The organism is Acidobacteriota bacterium (genome assembly GCA_016716905.1).
Lineage (GTDB): Bacteria > Acidobacteriota > Vicinamibacteria > Vicinamibacterales > SCN-69-37 > SYFT01.
In genome coordinates this window covers 168060-185366 of sequence record JADJUS010000022.1, presented here as the reverse complement: position 1 = coordinate 185366, position 17307 = coordinate 168060, and the positions used below count along the sequence as shown (strand labels likewise).

Annotated in this window: 10 protein-coding genes; 5 read left to right on the top strand and 5 right to left on the bottom strand. The window is 65.0% G+C overall.

The genetic code is table 11. From position 1 onward, the window contains the following. Positions 1–12: 12 nt before the first annotated feature. The 3 genes from IPL75_17010 to IPL75_17000 all read right to left on the bottom strand — a co-directional run bounded on the left by IPL75_17010 (position 13) and on the right by IPL75_17000 (position 8525). Positions 13–2790, bottom strand: a complete 2778-nt coding sequence (locus tag IPL75_17010) for a PIG-L family deacetylase (protein ID MBK9241896.1) — start codon at positions 2788–2790, stop codon at positions 13–15. Beyond that, on the bottom strand, positions 2790–5546 hold the full coding sequence (locus tag IPL75_17005) for a hypothetical protein (GenBank protein MBK9241895.1): 2757 nt from the start codon (positions 5544–5546) through the stop codon (positions 2790–2792). The genes IPL75_17010 and IPL75_17005 overlap by 1 nt, the downstream gene beginning before the upstream one ends. A gap of 75 nt (positions 5547–5621) precedes the next feature. Beyond that, positions 5622–8525: a TonB-dependent receptor gene (locus IPL75_17000; protein MBK9241894.1), complete on the bottom strand. Its 2904-nt coding sequence runs from the start codon at positions 8523–8525 to the stop codon at positions 5622–5624. 188 nt (positions 8526–8713) lie between these two features. Here IPL75_17000 and IPL75_16995 point away from each other — a divergent pair, with 188 nt between their 5' ends. The 4 genes from IPL75_16995 to IPL75_16980 all read left to right on the top strand — a co-directional run bounded on the left by IPL75_16995 (position 8714) and on the right by IPL75_16980 (position 12095). Continuing rightward, positions 8714–9085: a hypothetical protein gene (locus IPL75_16995; protein ID MBK9241893.1), complete on the top strand. Its 372-nt coding sequence runs from the start codon at positions 8714–8716 to the stop codon at positions 9083–9085. 119 nt (positions 9086–9204) lie between these two features. Continuing rightward, complete coding sequence (locus IPL75_16990; GenBank protein MBK9241892.1) at positions 9205–10278, top strand: hypothetical protein; 1074 nt, start codon at positions 9205–9207, stop codon at positions 10276–10278. 9 nt (positions 10279–10287) lie between these two features. Further along, complete coding sequence (locus IPL75_16985) at positions 10288–11223, top strand: zinc ABC transporter substrate-binding protein (GenBank protein MBK9241891.1); 936 nt, start codon at positions 10288–10290, stop codon at positions 11221–11223. Positions 11224–11228: 5 nt separating this feature from the next. Next, the gene (locus IPL75_16980) at positions 11229–12095 is read left to right on the top strand and encodes a metal ABC transporter permease (GenBank protein MBK9241890.1); all 867 of its coding nucleotides are present in this window, start codon (positions 11229–11231) and stop codon (positions 12093–12095) included. Here IPL75_16980 and IPL75_16975 read toward each other — a convergent pair. Beyond that, positions 11976–14012, bottom strand: coding sequence for a hypothetical protein (locus IPL75_16975; protein MBK9241889.1), 2037 nt, complete (start codon positions 14010–14012; stop codon positions 11976–11978). The two genes, IPL75_16980 and IPL75_16975, sit on opposite strands and share 120 nt — an antisense overlap. Before the next feature lie 41 nt (positions 14013–14053). After that, positions 14054–15907: an ATP-binding cassette domain-containing protein gene (locus IPL75_16970; protein ID MBK9241888.1), complete on the bottom strand. Its 1854-nt coding sequence runs from the start codon at positions 15905–15907 to the stop codon at positions 14054–14056. Positions 15908–16190: 283 nt separating this feature from the next. On the opposite strand from IPL75_16970, the gene IPL75_16965 reads away from it, so the two are divergent. Next, positions 16191–17255, top strand: a complete 1065-nt coding sequence (locus IPL75_16965; GenBank protein MBK9241887.1) for a proline racemase family protein — start codon at positions 16191–16193, stop codon at positions 17253–17255. Positions 17256–17307 lie beyond the last annotated feature (52 nt).

Genomic DNA, 17307 nt, shown 5'->3' with positions numbered 1-17307 from the left:
GAGTCCAGGGTCCTACCGAAGCAGGTTCGCGAGGATCCGATACGCGCCGGGCGTTCCGGCCGGCAGCTGGCGCCAGAGGCCAAGGCCCACATACGTCCACGTGCCTTTGCCCAATTGCGCCACGGTCAACATGCCCTTCTTTTCACCCGGGTTGAAGGCCCATGGGTCGGTGGCGGCCAGGATGTCGGTGTACCGCGGATCGTTGGCGCCAAAGAAGTAGAGACCGCGCTCCTGCACCCAGCCCTCGAAGTCGGCAGCCGTGATGCGGTTTGGGCGGCTCATCTCAGTGGTGCCGTCTTCAAGTACCCGCACCGGGGCCTCTTCCACCGTCACGCGATTGCTCGTGATGCCACCTGGATACGGGACGTAGGGACTATTGGGCGGCGCACTTCCGCGACCGCCGCGTCCACCCCCGGGACCACCACCGCCGAACGCGCCTGGAGGAGGACCAGCCTGGCCGCCGCCGAGCTGATTCATGGCCGTCTTGTTGTATTGCACAACAAGGTGGCCACCGTTGCGAGCGAAGTCGAAGAGCCGCTGGTTGTACGCGCGTACGTCCGGCCGTTTCTCATAGGCGCGGATGCCGAGCACGATCGTCGAGTACTTCGACAAATCTCCAAACGCCACGTCGTCGGGCGACAACATCGTCACGGTCGCGCCGAGCTGGCGGATGGCTGCAGGGACATCATCCCCCGTGCCCACCACGTAGCCGACCTGCAGGTTGGCCGGCACCACCACGTCAATCATCTTGATCTTCGACGCGGCCGGGTGAAAGAGGTGCCGCGTCTGAATGTGGTTATACGCGATGACCTGGTAGCCTTCGCGAAACGTCTCGGTGCCGCGCTCGGCCACGGCGCGAATGACGGCTTCGCCCGGTGTGACCCGCGCCGGCGGCGTCACGAAGAACTGCGCCGACATTTCTTCTTCTTCCACGGAGAAGTTCAGTGTGGCTTCGGCGGGTTCCACCTTCCAGCCCGCCGGAGTTTCGAGCCGCACTTTGACCGCCGATCCGCCAGGTGCATTGTTGAGCACCGAGACGCGAAATTCCTTCTTCTTGCCTCCCGCCGTCAGCGGCACCACCGCAATGTCCGGCGTCAGTTTCACCGACACGTGCGGCACGATGTTCAGCACCTTCTGCTTTTCGCCGCCCACCCAGGGGCCGTCGTAGCGGTAATACGCGGGCGCGGTCACGGCGGCGTTCGCTCCGCCGGCGGCATAGCTCACCGTGGCGGTCACATCCGGGGGACTCCACGGCAGCAGATGGTGTTCGGGAATGTCGAGGTCGTAGATGTCGCCGCCCGTGCGCTCCACCGGACCGGGTTTGCGCTTCCAGTACGGCTGTGAGTACCGCGCGTTCGGCCCGACGGTGACGCTGTAGAGCAGCGTGGCGGCCTCGTTGTGTTTCAAGGCGACCGGCTGGCCCTGCTTGAGCACGGCGGTCCAGCCTTCCGGCACCTGGAGCGAGACCTCGTCCACCGACATCGGCTCTGTCCCTGTGTTGAACACCTGCGCCATGACATCGAAGGTCTGGCCGCGCACCACGTTGCCATCAGGCACGGTGATGTGGGTGACGACGCCCTGGGCCAGTTCGAGGGCTTTCATGAAATCGCGTTCCTTGCGATCGAGGCGCCAGACAATTTCGGCGCGCGCGTCGGCAGTCAACGTGCTGCCGGCCACGGCCGTGCGCAAGGCGCGCACCTGACCCAGACCCCGGGTGATGTGGGGCAACGTCTTGTGTGTGGCGCGCGCGTCGAAGGCCTCGATGGCCGCGCGTGCCGACGCCTCGATGGCATCGAGGTCCGCGCCAAGTGTCGGTATTTTCGCTTCCTGGCCGGTCGCGAACGCGGCCAGTCGCCGCAGTGACGTGTCAATACCTTCAAGCACGTCCTGCTCGTCGCCGGCCACGCGCGGCTGGCTGTCATAGAGCGAATACGAGCCGCCCGCTTCACCGGGCCGGCTTTCGGTCTGGCCCATGCCCTGGCACAGGTGGTTGCGGCGCGCGAGTGTGCCGAACTGCGCCCACGACATGCCGAGCAGCGGGTCGTAGTCGCCCGTGCTGATGCGGACCGGCCGTTGCGGCGGCGCCGCGCCGCCGGCTGATGACTGCGCCGCACCCCCGCCGGGGTTTCCCGCGCCCGCCTGATAGACCTTGCGGGCCTGCCAGGGCCGGAGTCCGGCCTTGAGTTGCTCCGGGAAGCGCGTGGGGTCTGCCGCCACGCGGAACGCCTCCTGTGCCAGGCGCGCCGAGCCCATGTGGTGCTGGCCCCCCGCCTGGCCATCGCGGTTCATGGTGAGGATGATGTCGGGCCGCGTCATGCGGATGACCTTCACGACGTCGGCCAGGATTTCGTCCTTGCCCCACTTTTCAAAGGTCTCTTCGACGCTGAAGGAGTAGCCGAACTCGTAGGCGCGCGTGTGGTACTGGTCGGCGCCGTCGTACCGGTGCACCGCTGCGAGTTCCTCCGATCGCAGGATGCCGATCGCCTGGAACAGCTCCGGGCCAATTTCATTCTGGCCGCCGTCGCCGCGCGTGACCGTCAACAGCGAGGTCTTGAGTCCGCGGCCGCGATTGAGCGCCACCAGCACGCCATTGTTCTCATCGTCCGGGTGGGCCGTGACGTACAGCATTGAACCCTCGACGGGCAGCTGGCGCAGGGCCAGGCCGAGTCCGACCGGCCCGGTGTCGTGGTTGAGTACCGTGACCTGGGTGCTGACGCGTGGCGACACAGACAAGAGCACGGCAGCCATCGCGGCAGCGCCCAACGCGGTTCTGATCAATCGTCTCGACATCACTGCTCCTTCTCTTTTTTTGAACCCTGGACCCTGGACTCTGGACCCTGGACATCTTCAAGTATTTGTATCGCCCACGGCACTGTGTACGCGCTGGTCCACCCGAATACGCGGAGGCCGTTGGTGAATGACCAGATCGGGCGGCGCGGTGGCGGCGCCGTGGTGCCCTGATTTGATGCGTTGGGCCGGAATCGGTTCGGGTCGTCTGGGAAGTGATCGGCGCGCTCGAGGGCGCTGAACAAGTCCTGTTGCGTCCAGCGTTCATCGATGGGCCGGGGCAGGGGATCGACCTTGAGCGGGTCCAGCCGGCGGGTCATCTCGTCGACAAACGAGCGATCTCCGGTCAACCGGTATCCGAGCGCGAGACTGTGAATGCTTGAGAGGTACGACTCCATGCCGTGGTTGAGGGGCGGCATGTCACGGACCGCGCGCGCGTGCCGGATGAGGGCGCTGCGCACCGCTGGGGCGCCAGTCATCGACAGATATTTGCCGAGCCCGTGCGACGCGTAGACGTTGGTATATCCGTATCGCTCCAGCACGAGGCTGTCGGCCTGGTCGCGCTGCAGGGCCAACATGCGACCCACGCGGTCGTCGAGCTCACGTTCGTAGCGCACATCCTTGGTGGCGTCCCACACTTCCGCGAGATTCCAGATCGACAGGTAGAGCCGCCGCCCGGTCAATTCGTGTTCACCCCAGAGCCGGCGCAAGTGCATATCGGCTGTGAGGCGAGCCACGTCGAGACCCCGTTGTTCACCCGCCAGGTAATACGAGGCCATCCAGCCCTGCACCCAGACGTGCGCACTGAGGATGTGCATCCAGTGCTGGTCGGCATGGCGCCGGCCGACGCCCAGGTATTTCGTGGCTGGTGGCGCCGTCAACGTGGACCAGTAGTCCATCGGGTAGTTCGTGTCGCCGATGAACTGCGGTCCGGCGGGCCAGTGGGTGTTGTCCACGTCCATGGTGTGACGGCTGAACGCCATCGCCGTGTCGAAGGTGTCCGCATCGCCCGTGCGCATGAACTGCAGCCACCACATGAAGTCCTGCGCGGGTTCTCCGTTGCCGAAGACGCTCCAGCGCTGGCCGTCAAAGGTGTTCATCATGTCGCCGTGTTCGAACATGCCGAACCACGGTTCCCACGCCTGGTTGAAACGCATCCAGGAAAACTTGTAATCCAGACTTCGTTGCAGATCGCCGTGACGAGCGCTCTGCGGCGCCATGGCGCCATAGACGTCACTCGTGCCGTACCACGCCGGTGCGACGTGGGCCACCGGGGGCGCCAGCACGAGCTGCATGGTGGCGGCCACTTCGTCCACCGTGGTCTGGGACCCGTGAAAGAAGAGCAGCACTTCACTGGTTTTGGCGAGCCCCTGGGCCCAGTTTTCGACGGCGTTCTCGTTGGCCGGTGCGTTCGAGGCGCGTGCGAAACTCATGGGGCCCGCCTCGGGCGCCCAGAAGAATGCTGATATCGTGCCGGCGGCCGCGTCGAAGGTCAGGGCTTTCGGATACTCCTCAACGAGGTGTTTGATCCCGATGGCCACCCCTCGCGTGCCATCAAAGACATCGATCCAGCCCTCGGCACGTTCAGCGCGATCGATGACCCGCACTCCACTTGTCACCGTCGCCTCGAACCCCTCGGCGGCGCTCAGGCGCGAGCTTGCCGACGAATTCGGGACCGGCGGAATCCGGTCGGGCTTCGGGCCAAGCTGGACCAGGCTGGCCGGGCCCGGAGGCACGAGCGCCACGCGCCGGTCGCCAGGTGACCACCAGGACCCGTTGCGCAGACCGATCCGAGTCTCGGCGCGCGCAGTCAGCGGCAGTGACAACGACAGGCCCAGGCCCTGCAACCGGTCGTTGGGCACCGTCCAGCCCGTGTCTGTGGGGTCGGTGGTGATGAGTGACGCGCCCTGGGTGGCGACATGCGGATAGTCGCCTGCCTGCGGCCGATGTTTGTCTGGCGTGCCCGTGTAAATCCATGTGTGCAGCACGCGAATGTACGGTTTGCCCGCGTACGCGTGGATGCGCGTGACGAAGGGTGACGTCTGGTTGTCGGCGCGCCCGTATCGGTACTCGCCTTCCACCCGGAGGATGGCGTGCAGCGGGCCGGTCCCTTTGTCCATCGTGGTGCGCAGGACGACGGCCCGTGAGTGATCCACGCCCGCGTCGTCCAGAACATCCGCGAACGAGCCTCGGCCCACGGGGCCGGTGGCGATCACGTCCGCGTCGCTATAGCCGTCGCCCGCAAGGTCAAGTTGGACCGATGACAAGAATCCGGTATCACCCTGGCGCACGACGAAGCGCAGAGGTCCCGTGGTGATCTCGGCCAGGCCCTGCGCGCGCGGGTTGTTGACAAATTCCAGGCGCGAGGTGACCGGCTGCCGGCGCACGGCGGGGCCGTATTCGAGCGAATACGCCGGTCCGGCCTCGGCGAAGAAAAACACCCAGACCCACTTGAGGCTCGGGTCAATCGGATCCCAGGTGGTCACTTCGGTGACCTGACTGGGCTGCTCAGTGCCGTCGGGCCGCAGCACCCGAACGTGGTCGGGTGACTCCAGCGCACCTTTGGGAAATGGGACGCCCAGTGTGACCGGAGCGCCTGGAAGGTACCGTTCGACCGTCAGGGGAATGCGGCCCTGCTTCACGCTGACAGCAGGGGCAGCGCCCTGCGGCGGCCGGGCCTGCGGCACGGCGACCAGCGCACCGGTCGCGAATGCCGTGACGATGAAGAGAAGAGGCCTGACCCGAACGAAAGACGGCATGGCGCTCGCTTGCTGGGAGAAGACGTGAACCTCCGGTGACCGCAGGCGTGGTGCCTGCGGTCACCGGTCGAACGACTAGAAAAACAGCTTGAAGCCGAGTTGGAACTTGCGCTGCTCGAATCCGCCAGTGGGAATCAGGGCGAAGCTGTTGTTCGGCAGTGTCCCCGTGGCCGCGCCGGTCGTGGCATTCACCGGGTAGGTGGTCTGCACGCCGGACACCTGCTCGTTGTTGAAGATGTTCTTGAACTCCGCCTGCACCTCGAACCGGTAGCTCTTGTGCAGATTAAAGAAGCGCGAGAATCGCAGGTCCATGTTCTTGCGCGTCGGCAGGTTCAGCGAGTTGCGCGTGATGAACAGCGGGCGGTCATTGTTGGTGCCGTCGCCGTTGAGGTCCGTGTTGCCCGCCAGCTGCACGGGTGTGCCGCTGTTCACCTGCACGAGCAGGGACACCTGGTTGTTGTTGATGATGTGGTGCAGCACGCGGTTGGCGATCGTGAAGTTCGCCAGAGCGACGATGCTCGCATTAAACGTATGCCGGATGTCGAGCGAGTTCGGGCCCTTGTCGCGCTGCAGGTCGAACGGATCCGATCGCGCGGCATCACCCTGCACCGACAGCGTGCCGCCGCCGAGCGGTGCCGTGTCGATGCCCTTGGCCAGCGTGTAGTTCAGGTCAAACTGGAGGCTGCCGTTCCAGCGCTTGCCGAACTGCAGCGTCATGGCCTTGTACCAGGACTCGCCGATCGACTGTACGAGCCGGACGCGATTGTACCGTGGGTCCACCCGGTTGGCCGCGTTCACGGTCGCGCTGAATACCTTGCGGCCGTCATCCAGCGTGCGGACGGGATTGTCGGTGAAGTTCACTTCCGAGATGACGGGCATCGTATAGCCGCGCGCATACATCGCGCTGACCGACGCCGAGTAGTTGGTGCCGATGGCGCGCTCGTACGCAATGTTGTTCTGCCACGTGCGACCGGACACGAAATCGGGATCCATGCCGAAGAGCACGCTCTGGGTGCCCGTGGCGGTCGTCAGCACGTTCGGGAAACTGGGCGCGTTGGCCGCGGTTGGCGCCAGCGAGACGGCGATGCGTCGCGGGTCGCCAGAGTTTTCATACGACTGCTCGATGATCGCCAGCAGCATCTGGTCGTACATCACGACCGAGCTGCCGCGGATGACGGACTTGCCGGACTCGTCCGGTGTCCACGCAAAGCCGAACCTGGGGCCGAAGTTATTGGCGTCGCGGTTGAACGTCTGGGAGTAGGGCGACCCCTCGATGCCTTTGTTGTACATGTTGAGGTCGTACCGCACACCGTACAGCAGCTTCAGCCTGGGCGAGATCTTCCAGTCGTCCTGAATGAAGCCCGACAGCCCGGCGTTGGTCATGTCGAATTCCGGCTCGATCGCCACGGTTTGCGCGAACGTCGTGTAGCCCTTGGGGTTGGCGCCACTCTTGGCCGCCAGGTACGCCGCCACTGTGGGGAAGGTGTAGGTGGCCGGCAGCGGAACCGCGCGTTTGTCATCGATGAACGAGTAGTCGACGCCCACCTTGAAGTTGTGGTTGCCGCGGAGCATCGTGAAGTTGTTGACCACCTGGTAGATGCGCTGCTGCAGCAGTTCGCCGTCGCCGGTCGGCATGCCGAACTGGATGCTGTTGTTGACACCGTTGATGACGCCGCCATTGATGTTGACCGAAACGCCGGTGCCGGCGCCCTCCGCCGAGTCACGGCGCGAGGTGCGCTGCATCACCTGCATCCGCAGTTCGTTGAGGTTCGAGGCACCGAGGGTGGAGACCGCCTGTACGGCGTGCGACCACATCCGGTCGTTGAAGTCCACCGACCGCTCGATGGCCGTGTTGCCGCCGCCGCCTGCGTTGAGCGGATTGTCGTTCCTGAAAAGGTTGGTGCGCGCGGTGAGGCGCTGGCTCGGGGTGGCCTGCCAGTCAACCTTGCCGATGATGAAAAGTACTTGCTGGTACGCGTCGATGGCGCCGGGCTGGGCCGCCACACCCACCTGGGTGGCGATGCCCGGGTCGATGTTGATGAGGCGCGGCATTTCGCGGTAGGTGCGTTCCGTGCCTGTGTAGAAATGCAGCGAGTTCTTCACAATCGGGCCGCCGGCCGTGCCGGTGAAAATCTTGAGCGAGTTATCCGGTCGTGTATCGTCCGTCCGCACGCCCTGGAAGAAGAACGGGAATGCCGACCAGGACTTGCGCCGGAAGCGGTAGCCGAGATCACCCTTGAAGGTGTTGGTGCCTGACGGCGTGACGGCGTTGTAGACCAGGCCGGTCGTGCTGCCGAACTCGGGCGCGAATCCGGACGTCACCACCTGGACTTCGCTGATCATGACTTCCGACATCGGCATCATGCGCAGGCCGGCGCGGTCGCGCTGGGTATTCGTGTTGCCGTCCACCTGGTAGTTCACGCGCAGGGCCTGCCCGTTGACGCCGAAGCGCGGCACGCCGAACTCACTGTTTTCCGAGCCCGTCACGCCGGGCTGCAGGAGGGCAAAATTGTAGGGGTTGCGCGAGACGAGCGGCAGGTTCTTGATTTCACGCTCGTTCAGGTTGCGGCCCACGTCCGTCTTGCCCAGGTTGACCACCGCCGAGTCGGCGCTGACGGTCACGGTCTCGCTCAGCGCGCCCACTTTCAGGGCCACACTCAGGACAACCGTCTGCCCGGCCACCAGATTGATGCCCACCTGTTCGAACTTCGAGAATCCGGAGAGTTCTGCCGTGACGGTGAACACGCCCAGTGGCAGAAGGGGGGCCCGGAACACGCCAGATTCGTTGCTCACGACCACGCGCTGCGCGCCCGTGCTGGTATTGGTCACGGTGACGGTCACGCCAGGCAACACGGCCCCGGACGAGTCCTTGACTGTGCCTTCGATGGTTCCGTTGATGGCCTGAGACTGTCCATAGGCCGTGCCGGCGGTGGCGCACACGGCCACGAGGGCCATGGCAAAAAGACGACGCAACTGCATCACTGATTCCTCCAAAACGACCTGTCCGGGCCGACTTCCTTAAGTCGGTGAACGAAGTCGGTCGAAAGAAGTAGAAGCCTTCGTTACGCGGCTGTCAAGTGGGCAGATCGAGGCCTAGCTTGAGGCCCTGAAGCCACCGCAAGGCGCGCTGTCTTGACGACGAGTGAGCACGGCCGTACAGTGGCGGCATGCGCTCCGCGACGGTTCGGCGGCTTCGCGCGCGGCTGCTCCTGGCCACGTTTGTGTTGACCCTCGGGTTGACAGGCCTGAGCAGGGACCACCTCGGCATTATTGACATCGCGTGCGGCGCCGTCAGCCTGACCGTCGGTGACCGTGCGACAGCGGTCGGCGACGCCTCGGACGGCGAGGCACAGCACTGTCCCGTTTGCCACTTCCTGCAAGCCGTACGCGGTGCCAGCGCCACTTCCGAAGCGCGCCTGGCCATGCCCGGTGGACTGGCCGTGCCCGTCCTGATGGCCCTCGAGGTGCCCGCGGCCATCGACCTCCTCACACGGCCCTCGCGCGGCCCTCCCACTTCAACCCGCTCAACCGCTCTGTAGGCCCCGCTTCGCACGGCGAGACGGGGCGCGAGTTGTCCCCGTGTTGTCGGAAGGTGCAGGCCATGCAAGCGTGGTGTCTCCGATCGATCCATCGATGTATTTTTTTGTTGTGCCTTGGCGTGAGCGGCCTCACGCCCGGCCTGGCGTTGGCCCAGGCCGCAGGCGGGACGCCGGCTGTGCCGCCTCCGCCGGCCGCTGCGCCGGCACAACCCGCGGCGGCCGCTGGCTCTAACGTCTTCAATCCGGACATTTCGGTCATTGCGAACTTCGTCGCGGCAGCCGGAAAAAACCCGAACGCCGGTGAGCGGTCGCTCCAACTTCGCGAAGTGGAACTGTCGTTCAGGTCGGTGGTGGATACCTACGCACGGGCCGACTTTTTTCTCGCGGCGTCACCCGAAGGCGTGGAGATCGAGGAGGGATACATCACCTTCACCTCGCTCCCTGGGTCGTTGCTGCTCAAAGCGGGCAAACTGCGCGCGCAGTTCGGCAAGGTCAACACGCTGCACACTCACGCCGTACCCACGGCGGACCGGCCGCTCGTCACCCAGCATCTGGTGGGAGGCGAGGAGGGCATCTCCGATTCCGGGTTGTCGCTGTCACGGCTCGTGCAGAACCCGCTGGCCTTTCTTGAAGCGACCGCAGAGGTCTTCAGCGGCGACTCGGCGGTCTTCCAGAGCGACCAGCGGTCGAAGCTCAACTACGTGGGCCGGTTGCGCGCGTATCGCGATCTCACGGAAAGCGCGAATCTCGATCTCGGCGGGTCGGTCGCGTGGGGCCCCACCAACGTGGGGCCCGACGCCAATCGCCGCTTGATTGGCGTGGATGCCACCTTTCGCTACCGGCCGCTGCGCCGCGCGATCTATCGCCGCTTCCAGGCGCGGACGGAACTGGTCTGGAGCCGGCAGGACCTGCCCGGGGCCCCGGCCGCGAGCGCGTTCGGCCTGTTTGGATTGGCGGAGTACCAGTTCGCCAGGCGCTGGTATATCGGCGGGCGGCTCGACCGTTCCGAGCGCGCCCTGGATCCGGACCTGCGCGACTCCGGGGCGTCGGTGTTCCTCTCGTTCTGGCCCAGTGAGTTCAGTCAATTGCGCGGCCAGTACCGTCACACGCGATACGGCGAGGGTCGCCGCGCGAACGAGTTTCTCTTTCAATTGAGTTTTGGCATCGGGGCGCACGGCGCCCATGTGTTCTGAGGCATGCCCATGAAAATACTCCTTGCATCAATCTGTGCCGGTGTCGTCTTGCTCGCCGGCCCTCTCGGCGGCGTGTTCGCGACTTCGGCGCCACTCAAGATCGTGACCACCACCGAGGACCTGGCCGCAATCGCGCGCGACATCGGCGGCGACGCCGTGACCGTCGAAGCCATCGCGCGGGGCTACCAGGACCCGCATTTTGTTGAGGCCAAACCCAGTTTTATTCTGAAATTCAGTCGCGCCGACCTTCTCATCGTGGTGGGCCGGGAACTTGAAATTGGCTGGCTGCCTCCGCTGATCAACAGCAGCCGCAACGCGCGCATCCAGGTGGGCGCCACGGGATACCTCGACCCTTCAGCGAACGTGAAGATCCTGGACCTGCCCACCGGACAGTTGACGCGCGCGATGGGCGACGTGCACCCTTCCGGCAACCCGCACTACTGGCTCGATCCCGGAAACGGCCGTGTCATCGCGGCAGCGATTCGTGACCGGCTCACCCAGCTTGACCGCGCGAACCAGGCGGGTTACGCCCAGCGGTACGCCGACTTCGATCGGCGCCTGGCCGACGCAGAACGGCGATGGGATACGGCCATGAAGCCGTTCAAGGGCACCAAGGTCGTGACATATCACCGGTCGTGGCCGAACTTCACCGACCGGTTTGGTCTTGACGTGATCGGGTACGTCGAGCCCAAGCCCGGTGTGCCTCCCTCACCAGCGCACACGCTCGGCTTGATCACTGAGATGAAACGCCAGCAGGTGAAGGTGATCATCATTGAGCCGTACTTCGATACGAAGACCCCCAAACAGATTGCGTCGCAAACCGGCGCGCAGGTGCTGACGCTGGCGCCCTCGGTGGGAGGCCTGCCAGGCACCGACGACTACATCAAGCTGTTCGACTTCAACATCAATCTGCTGGTGACGACGCTCGCAAAGGCCGGGAAGTAGTGGCGATGGACTGGGCCCTCGTTTCGTTTCTCGCGCCGGCGATAGTGGCCAGTTTGATCATCGCCGGCATTCACGCGTACCTCGGGCTGCACGTGGTGGAACGCGGGGTCATCTTCGTGGACCTGTCGCTGGCGCAGATCGCCTCGCTTGGCGCCACGCTCGCGTTGCTCGTCCCCGCGTTCGGCGGCGATTCCCATCACCCGGGCGTCTACTGGATGAGCCTCGGGTTCACCTTCATTGGCGCGGCAATCTTTTCACTGGTCAAAGGGCATAACGCCCGCGTGCCGCAGGAAGCCATCATCGGCATTTCCTACGCGGTGGCGTCAGCGGCCGTGATCGTCGCCATGAGCCAGTCCACCGGTGAGAGCGAACATCTGCGCGACATGCTCGTGGGCAACATCCTGTCGGTGTCGTGGGAAGAAGTGTGGAAGACCGCAGGGGTGTACGTGGCGATCGGTGCGTTTCACTTCGTGTACCGCAAACGCTTCCTGCTGATCTCCATGAATCCGGCGGCCGCCGAGGCATCGGGGATCTCGGTGCGGTTCTGGGATTTTCTGTTCTACGCGTCGTTTGGTGTGGTCGTGACCCGGTCGGTGGCCATCGCCGGCGTCCTGTTGGTGTTCTGCTACCTCATCGTGCCGTCCGTGGCCGGCATGTTGTATGCGAGCCGCGTCGGGTCGCGACTGACGCTGGGCTGGGTGATGGGTGGCATCACGTCGATGCTGGGGATGTATCTGTCGGTGTCCTTCGACTTACCGACCGGCGCCACCATCGTGTGCACGTTTGGTGGGGTTCTGGCCCTCATGGCCGCCGCCAGGCCGTGGCTGCGGCCCGGCCTCGGTCCGGGCGGCGCCGAACGGCACGTAGAGTGACAGATCCGCATCCCCTTGCACGCGCGTCAGTTTGAGCACGTCCACGGCGAACTGCTCCAGGGCGGGTGACGCCTCGCGGTGGTTGATCACGACGTAGCCCAGATCGACCTCGCGCACGAATGCGGCGGCAGCCGCACGGGCCTCGAGCCGTTGTGCCTGGGTGACCGGCAGGCCGCCACTGAGGGCGACCAGGGGGCCCAGGACCGGATGGCTGATGTGGGACTCGCGCCGCCGGGGCGTCGTCCGCGACAAGTACCCGCCGATCAGGCGTTTCTCGTGGACCGTCTGGAAGAACTGCGCGTGGGCGGTGAAGTTGCCGAGCGACGCCAGGCCGTCACGCACCCCAGTGGGCAGCCTCAGGACGCTGACCGGCCGAGGGTCCTGGGCGATGCGTTGGTAAATCTCCGGCACGCCGGCGGAGTACAGCCGCCGCGGCGCCGGAAACAAATCCACGCACAACAACAGCGCGACGGCCACCAGCACCCAGGGACGATGTTTTCCCGCGCGGGACGTCCACGCGCTCAGGGCGGCGGCAAACAGCATGGCCACAGCCATGGTCGCCACAATGGCCATACGACTGGGCATCCGCGCGTCTGAGATGACCGGCACGTAACGCAGCAGCGTCCACGGAGTTGGAATGTACGTGTTCACGCCGGCTACGTAGATGAACGGACCCATCGTCATGAGCCCGAACGCCACCGCGGCCGCGAGCCACCGCATCGAGGGCCGCCATGACGTGCGCCACCACGCCAAGCCGATCACGAGCAACGCAACCATCGACAGGCTCGCGCTCTGTTCGATGAGTCCGCCCGGATGCTGGGCGAGGGCGGTCCGAACCACCTCGGGCATCAGCGGATGTGCGGCATGCGGGAGCAGGAGGGCCAACAGGTCCGCGCCTTGCGGTCCCGAGCGCCAGAGCACGGGTGCGGCGTCCATCGCTTCGCCAAAGGCCTGGGCCGAGAGCACGGGCGCCGCCAGCGCGCCGGCGGACGCGACCGCCACGATCACGAGCCACGTGGCCGTGACCCACTGCGGCCAGGGTTCGCGCGTGCGCTGAATGCGAAACATCACCAGTGCGCGCAGGCAAATCACGAACGTCAGGATCAGCACCGGCGTATAGAGCGAACGCACGGAAATTTCCCACGGGCCTGTCTGCATCACTCCGCCACCCGTGAGGAGCCGGACGGCCACCGGGACAGCCGCGAGCACGGCACAAATAGTCAGCGCCCGTTTCCAGACACGGGGTCGAGACATCGCCGGCGTGAGCCTCACGGTGTGGCTCACGAGAAACCCCATGCCCAACATGAGGCAATACACCGCGTAGTACGGGTCCGCCGTGATCGACCACGCGGACACGAGACCGAGCGCGAGTGCGTCGCGCGTGCGGCGACGTTCCCAGCACCGAATCAGGCACCAGACAAAAAAGGGCAGAGGGGCAGCCGCGACGAGACTGAAATGGCCAAAGCTGCGCCCCACCATGAAACCGCAACACGCGAACAGCGCACCTGCCAGCCACGCTTCGGCGTCGTGCGTCGTGACCCGGCGCGCCAACAGAAACATCCCAAAGCCGGCGAGGGCGATGTTGATCAGGTAGATCAGATTGAATGAGGCCACCACGTCAAAGACGATCTGCAGCGGCACGGCGAGCAGATTGGCAAACAACGTGTAGTTGTGATGGCCCAGATTGGCAGGTTCATCCCCGGCAAAAATCGAGCTCGTCCAGAGGGGCCACGCGCCGTTATCCACGAGTTCGTGGCGGAAGACCCACGTGTTCCAGACGTACACGCCGGTGTCACCCGAGGGCGGCCCCGTCAGCTGGCTCGACAGGTACAGGGGCAAGGGCCACGCTTGAAGGAGAGCGAGTCCGAAGAACGCGAACAAGACGATCGTGGCCCGTGGCCACGTCAGCCGATGCATACAGGTACTGGGTATGCAAAATTATCACAGTTGTCAAGCGTCTAACGCGTGCGCGAATCCAATTCGTCCCAGCGTGCGAGCGCCGCAATCAGGGCGGTGCGTTCTTCGTCCTGTTGTTGGAGCGTGATCCGGATCTGTTCTGCGCCCTTGCGATAAAACTCCGCGCTGGCGATGACATCGTCACGTGTGGCAATGCTGCGTTCGAGCAATTCGATCTGCGCGGGCAGCCCATCGAACTCGCGCTGTTCCTTGAACGAGAGCTTTTTCTTGGCAATCGCCTTCGCAGGCGGAGCCTGATCCGTCGGCGACCGTTTCCCGGAGGCGTCGCCTGCCGAGGTCGGGGTGGCTGACTGCCGCAGCCAATCGTCGTATCCTCCCACATACTCGCGGACGATACCGTTGCCTTCGCAGGCCATCGTGCTGGTGACGACATTGTTGAGGAACGCCCGGTCGTGGCTGACGAGCAGCACCGTGCCGTCGAACTCCGCCAGTTGTGACTCCAGCAATTCGAGGGTCTCGATGTCGAGGTCGTTCGTTGGCTCGTCGAGCACCAGTACGTTCGCCGGGCGCGTGAAGAGTCGCGCCAGCAGCAGGCGATTACGTTCCCCGCCCGACAACGCTTTGACTTTGGACCGCGCACGCGCGGCCGGGAACAGGAAGTCTTCGAGGTAGCCGTGGACGTGCCGGCTGCGTCCACCGACCGTCACCACGTCGTTGCCGTCACCAACGGTGTCCACCACGGTGCGCTCGGGGTCCAGTTGCTCGCGCTGCTGGTCGTAGTACGCAATCTGGACGTTGGTCCCAATCTCCACCGTGCCGGTGTCAGGTGGCAATTCGCCCACGAGCATCTTTAACAGCGTGGTCTTGCCCGCGCCGTTTGGTCCAAGCACGCCGATGCGATCACCACGCATGATGCGGGTTGAAAATTCGGCAATGACAGGACCCTGGACTCTGGACTCTGGACCCTGGACCGCGAAGGTCTTCGAGATGCTCTTGACGTCGAAGACGAGCTTGCCCGACCGCTCACCGGCGTCCATCGTCAGTCGCACCGAGCCGATGGCCTGCCGGCGCTGGGAGCGTTCGGCGCGCATCTGCATGAGCGCTTTGACGCGGCCTTCGTCGCGGGTGCGTCGCGCCTTGATGCCCTGCCGCAACCAGACTTCTTCCTGCGCGAGCCGCTTGTCGAACTTCTCGTGGGCCATGGCCGCGATGGCGAGTGCTTCTTCCTTGCGTCGCAGATACTCGTCGTACACAGGAACGGCACCGCTGCGGGCGGCAGGATCCGGGGCGTAGGAGGTCAGGTGGCCCCGATCGAGTTCCACCAGTCGCGTGGCCACTCGTTGAAGGAAGGCGCGGTCGTGCGTGACGAACACCACGGCGCCGCGGTGTTTTTCAACGATGTCCTCGAGCCACGTGATGGCCTCGATGTCGAGATGGTTGGTGGGTTCGTCGAGCAGCAATATGTCGGGCTGTGCGGCCAGGGCCCGCGCCAGCCAGACGCGCCGGCGCCATCCGCCCGACAGCTCGTTCACGCGGGCGGTGGCATTGAGATCCAGGCGCTCGATGATCTGATCCACACGTTGTTCGCGTTCCCAGTCTTCCTCGTCGAGCCCGTGCACGCCCTCGGAGACCACATCGTGGACGCTCCGGCGGTCGGCACTGGCTTCAAGGACATCCTGCGGCAGCCGTGAGACCTTCACACCAGGCCCTCGCCAAATCGTGCCCGCGTCGGGTTCCAGGTCACCGGCAATGATCTTGAGGAGGGTGGACTTGCCGGTGCCGTTACGTCCGACAATGGCGATCCGCTCGCCGGCTTCAATTTGCAGCGAGGCGTCGTCGAGCAACGGCACGTGGCCGAAGGCCGTGGAAATGTGGTCGAGGGTCAGGAGGGGCATGGTTCGCGGAAGCTAGTTGCGGTTCTGTGCCTCGGCGTTCCAACAGGGATGCCCTGCGGAGCGGCCCAGAGCGTCCGCGCGGAGGGCCGTGGAGCTAGCCGGGGTGCAGGGTCCCCCGGCGATCCAATAATAGTGCGGAAGGGGAGACTCGAACCCCCACAGATCCTGACGTGATTCTACGGGCGCAACCGGATCTTGGCAAGCTGGCTGAGCGCGCGTTGGTCCCAATCGTGCTGCGGCCGAAGCCGGTCCCGCAGACCGGGGCTGTGGCTACAATGCGCGTATGCGACTGAACCGGATGATACAGGCCGTCGACCTGCATGCGGCCGGCGAACCCGGACGCGTCATCGTCGGCGGCGTGCTCGACGTGCCGGGCACGACGATGTTCGAGAAGATGACGTGGCTGCAGACACACGGCGACGACCTGCGGCTGCGGATGCTGCGCGAACCACGCGGCTACCCGGCCGCCAACTGCAACCTGATCCTGCCCACCACCCACGCCGAAGCCCAGGCCGGCTTCGTCATCATGGAACAGGTCGAATACCCCGGCATGTCGGGCACAAACACGATCTGCGTGGTGACCACCCTGCTCGAAACAGGCATGCTGCCGATGACCGAACCCACCACCGACGTGGTGCTGGAATCGCCGGCGGGCCTGATCCGGGTCCACGCGGAGTGCCGCAACGGCAAAGTGCGTGGGGTCACGTTCACCAACGTCCCGGCGTTTGCCACCCACCTGGACCAGCCCATCGAAGTGCCACAACTGGGCACGGTGACCGTCGACGTCGCCTACGGCGGCATGTTCTACGTGATTGCCGATGCGGCACAGTTCGGCTTCCGGCTGACGCCCGACGAAGGACGCGACATCACCCGCACGACCGAGATGATCGAGGCCGCGGCCGCCGAACAACTGCCCGTCGTCCACCCGGACCAACCTGGGTTTGCCGGCATCACCATCGGCCAGCTGTCAGGCCCGCCGCACGACCCGGCCAACTCGTGCCGTAACGCCGTGACGGTGTCCACCGGCATCCTCGACTGGAACAAACCCTCCACGTGGACGGGCGTCATCGATCGCTCACCCTGCGGCACGGGCACGTCGGCAAAAATGGCAATCCTGCACGCGAAGGGTCAGCTGGGCCTGCACGAAGACTTCCGCCACGAGGGCATCCTGGGCACGGTGTTCACGGGCCGCCTGATCGCCACAACCACGGTTGGCGCCGGCGCGCAGGCGCGTACGGCGGTGGTGCCCACCATCACGGGCACCGCGTGGATCACGGGATTCGCCTCGTATGTGGTGGATCCGGAAGACCCGTTCCCGAACGGGTACACAGTGGGGGACATTTGGTAGGTCCAGAGTCCAGAGTCCAGGGTCCAGGGTCCGGGGTCCGGGGTAAGGAGTT

Bases quoted from the DNA above. Each gene is read 5' to 3' on its own strand.
- IPL75_17010 (MBK9241896.1), bottom strand. From the start codon at position 2,790: ATGTCGAGACGATTGATCAGAACCGCGTTGGGCGCTGCCGCGATGGCT.
- IPL75_17005 (MBK9241895.1), bottom strand. From the start codon at position 5,546: ATGCCGTCTTTCGTTCGGGTCAGGCCTCTTCTCTTCATCGTCACGGCA.
- IPL75_17000 (MBK9241894.1), bottom strand. From the start codon at position 8,525: ATGCAGTTGCGTCGTCTTTTTGCCATGGCCCTCGTGGCCGTGTGCGCC.
- IPL75_16995 (MBK9241893.1), top strand. From the start codon at position 8,714: ATGCGCTCCGCGACGGTTCGGCGGCTTCGCGCGCGGCTGCTCCTGGCC.
- IPL75_16985 (MBK9241891.1), top strand. From the start codon at position 10,288: ATGAAAATACTCCTTGCATCAATCTGTGCCGGTGTCGTCTTGCTCGCC.
- IPL75_16980 (MBK9241890.1), top strand. From the start codon at position 11,229: ATGGACTGGGCCCTCGTTTCGTTTCTCGCGCCGGCGATAGTGGCCAGT.
- IPL75_16975 (MBK9241889.1), bottom strand. From the start codon at position 14,012: ATGCATCGGCTGACGTGGCCACGGGCCACGATCGTCTTGTTCGCGTTC.
- IPL75_16970 (MBK9241888.1), bottom strand. From the start codon at position 15,907: ATGCCCCTCCTGACCCTCGACCACATTTCCACGGCCTTCGGCCACGTG.
- IPL75_16965 (MBK9241887.1), top strand. From the start codon at position 16,191: ATGCGACTGAACCGGATGATACAGGCCGTCGACCTGCATGCGGCCGGC.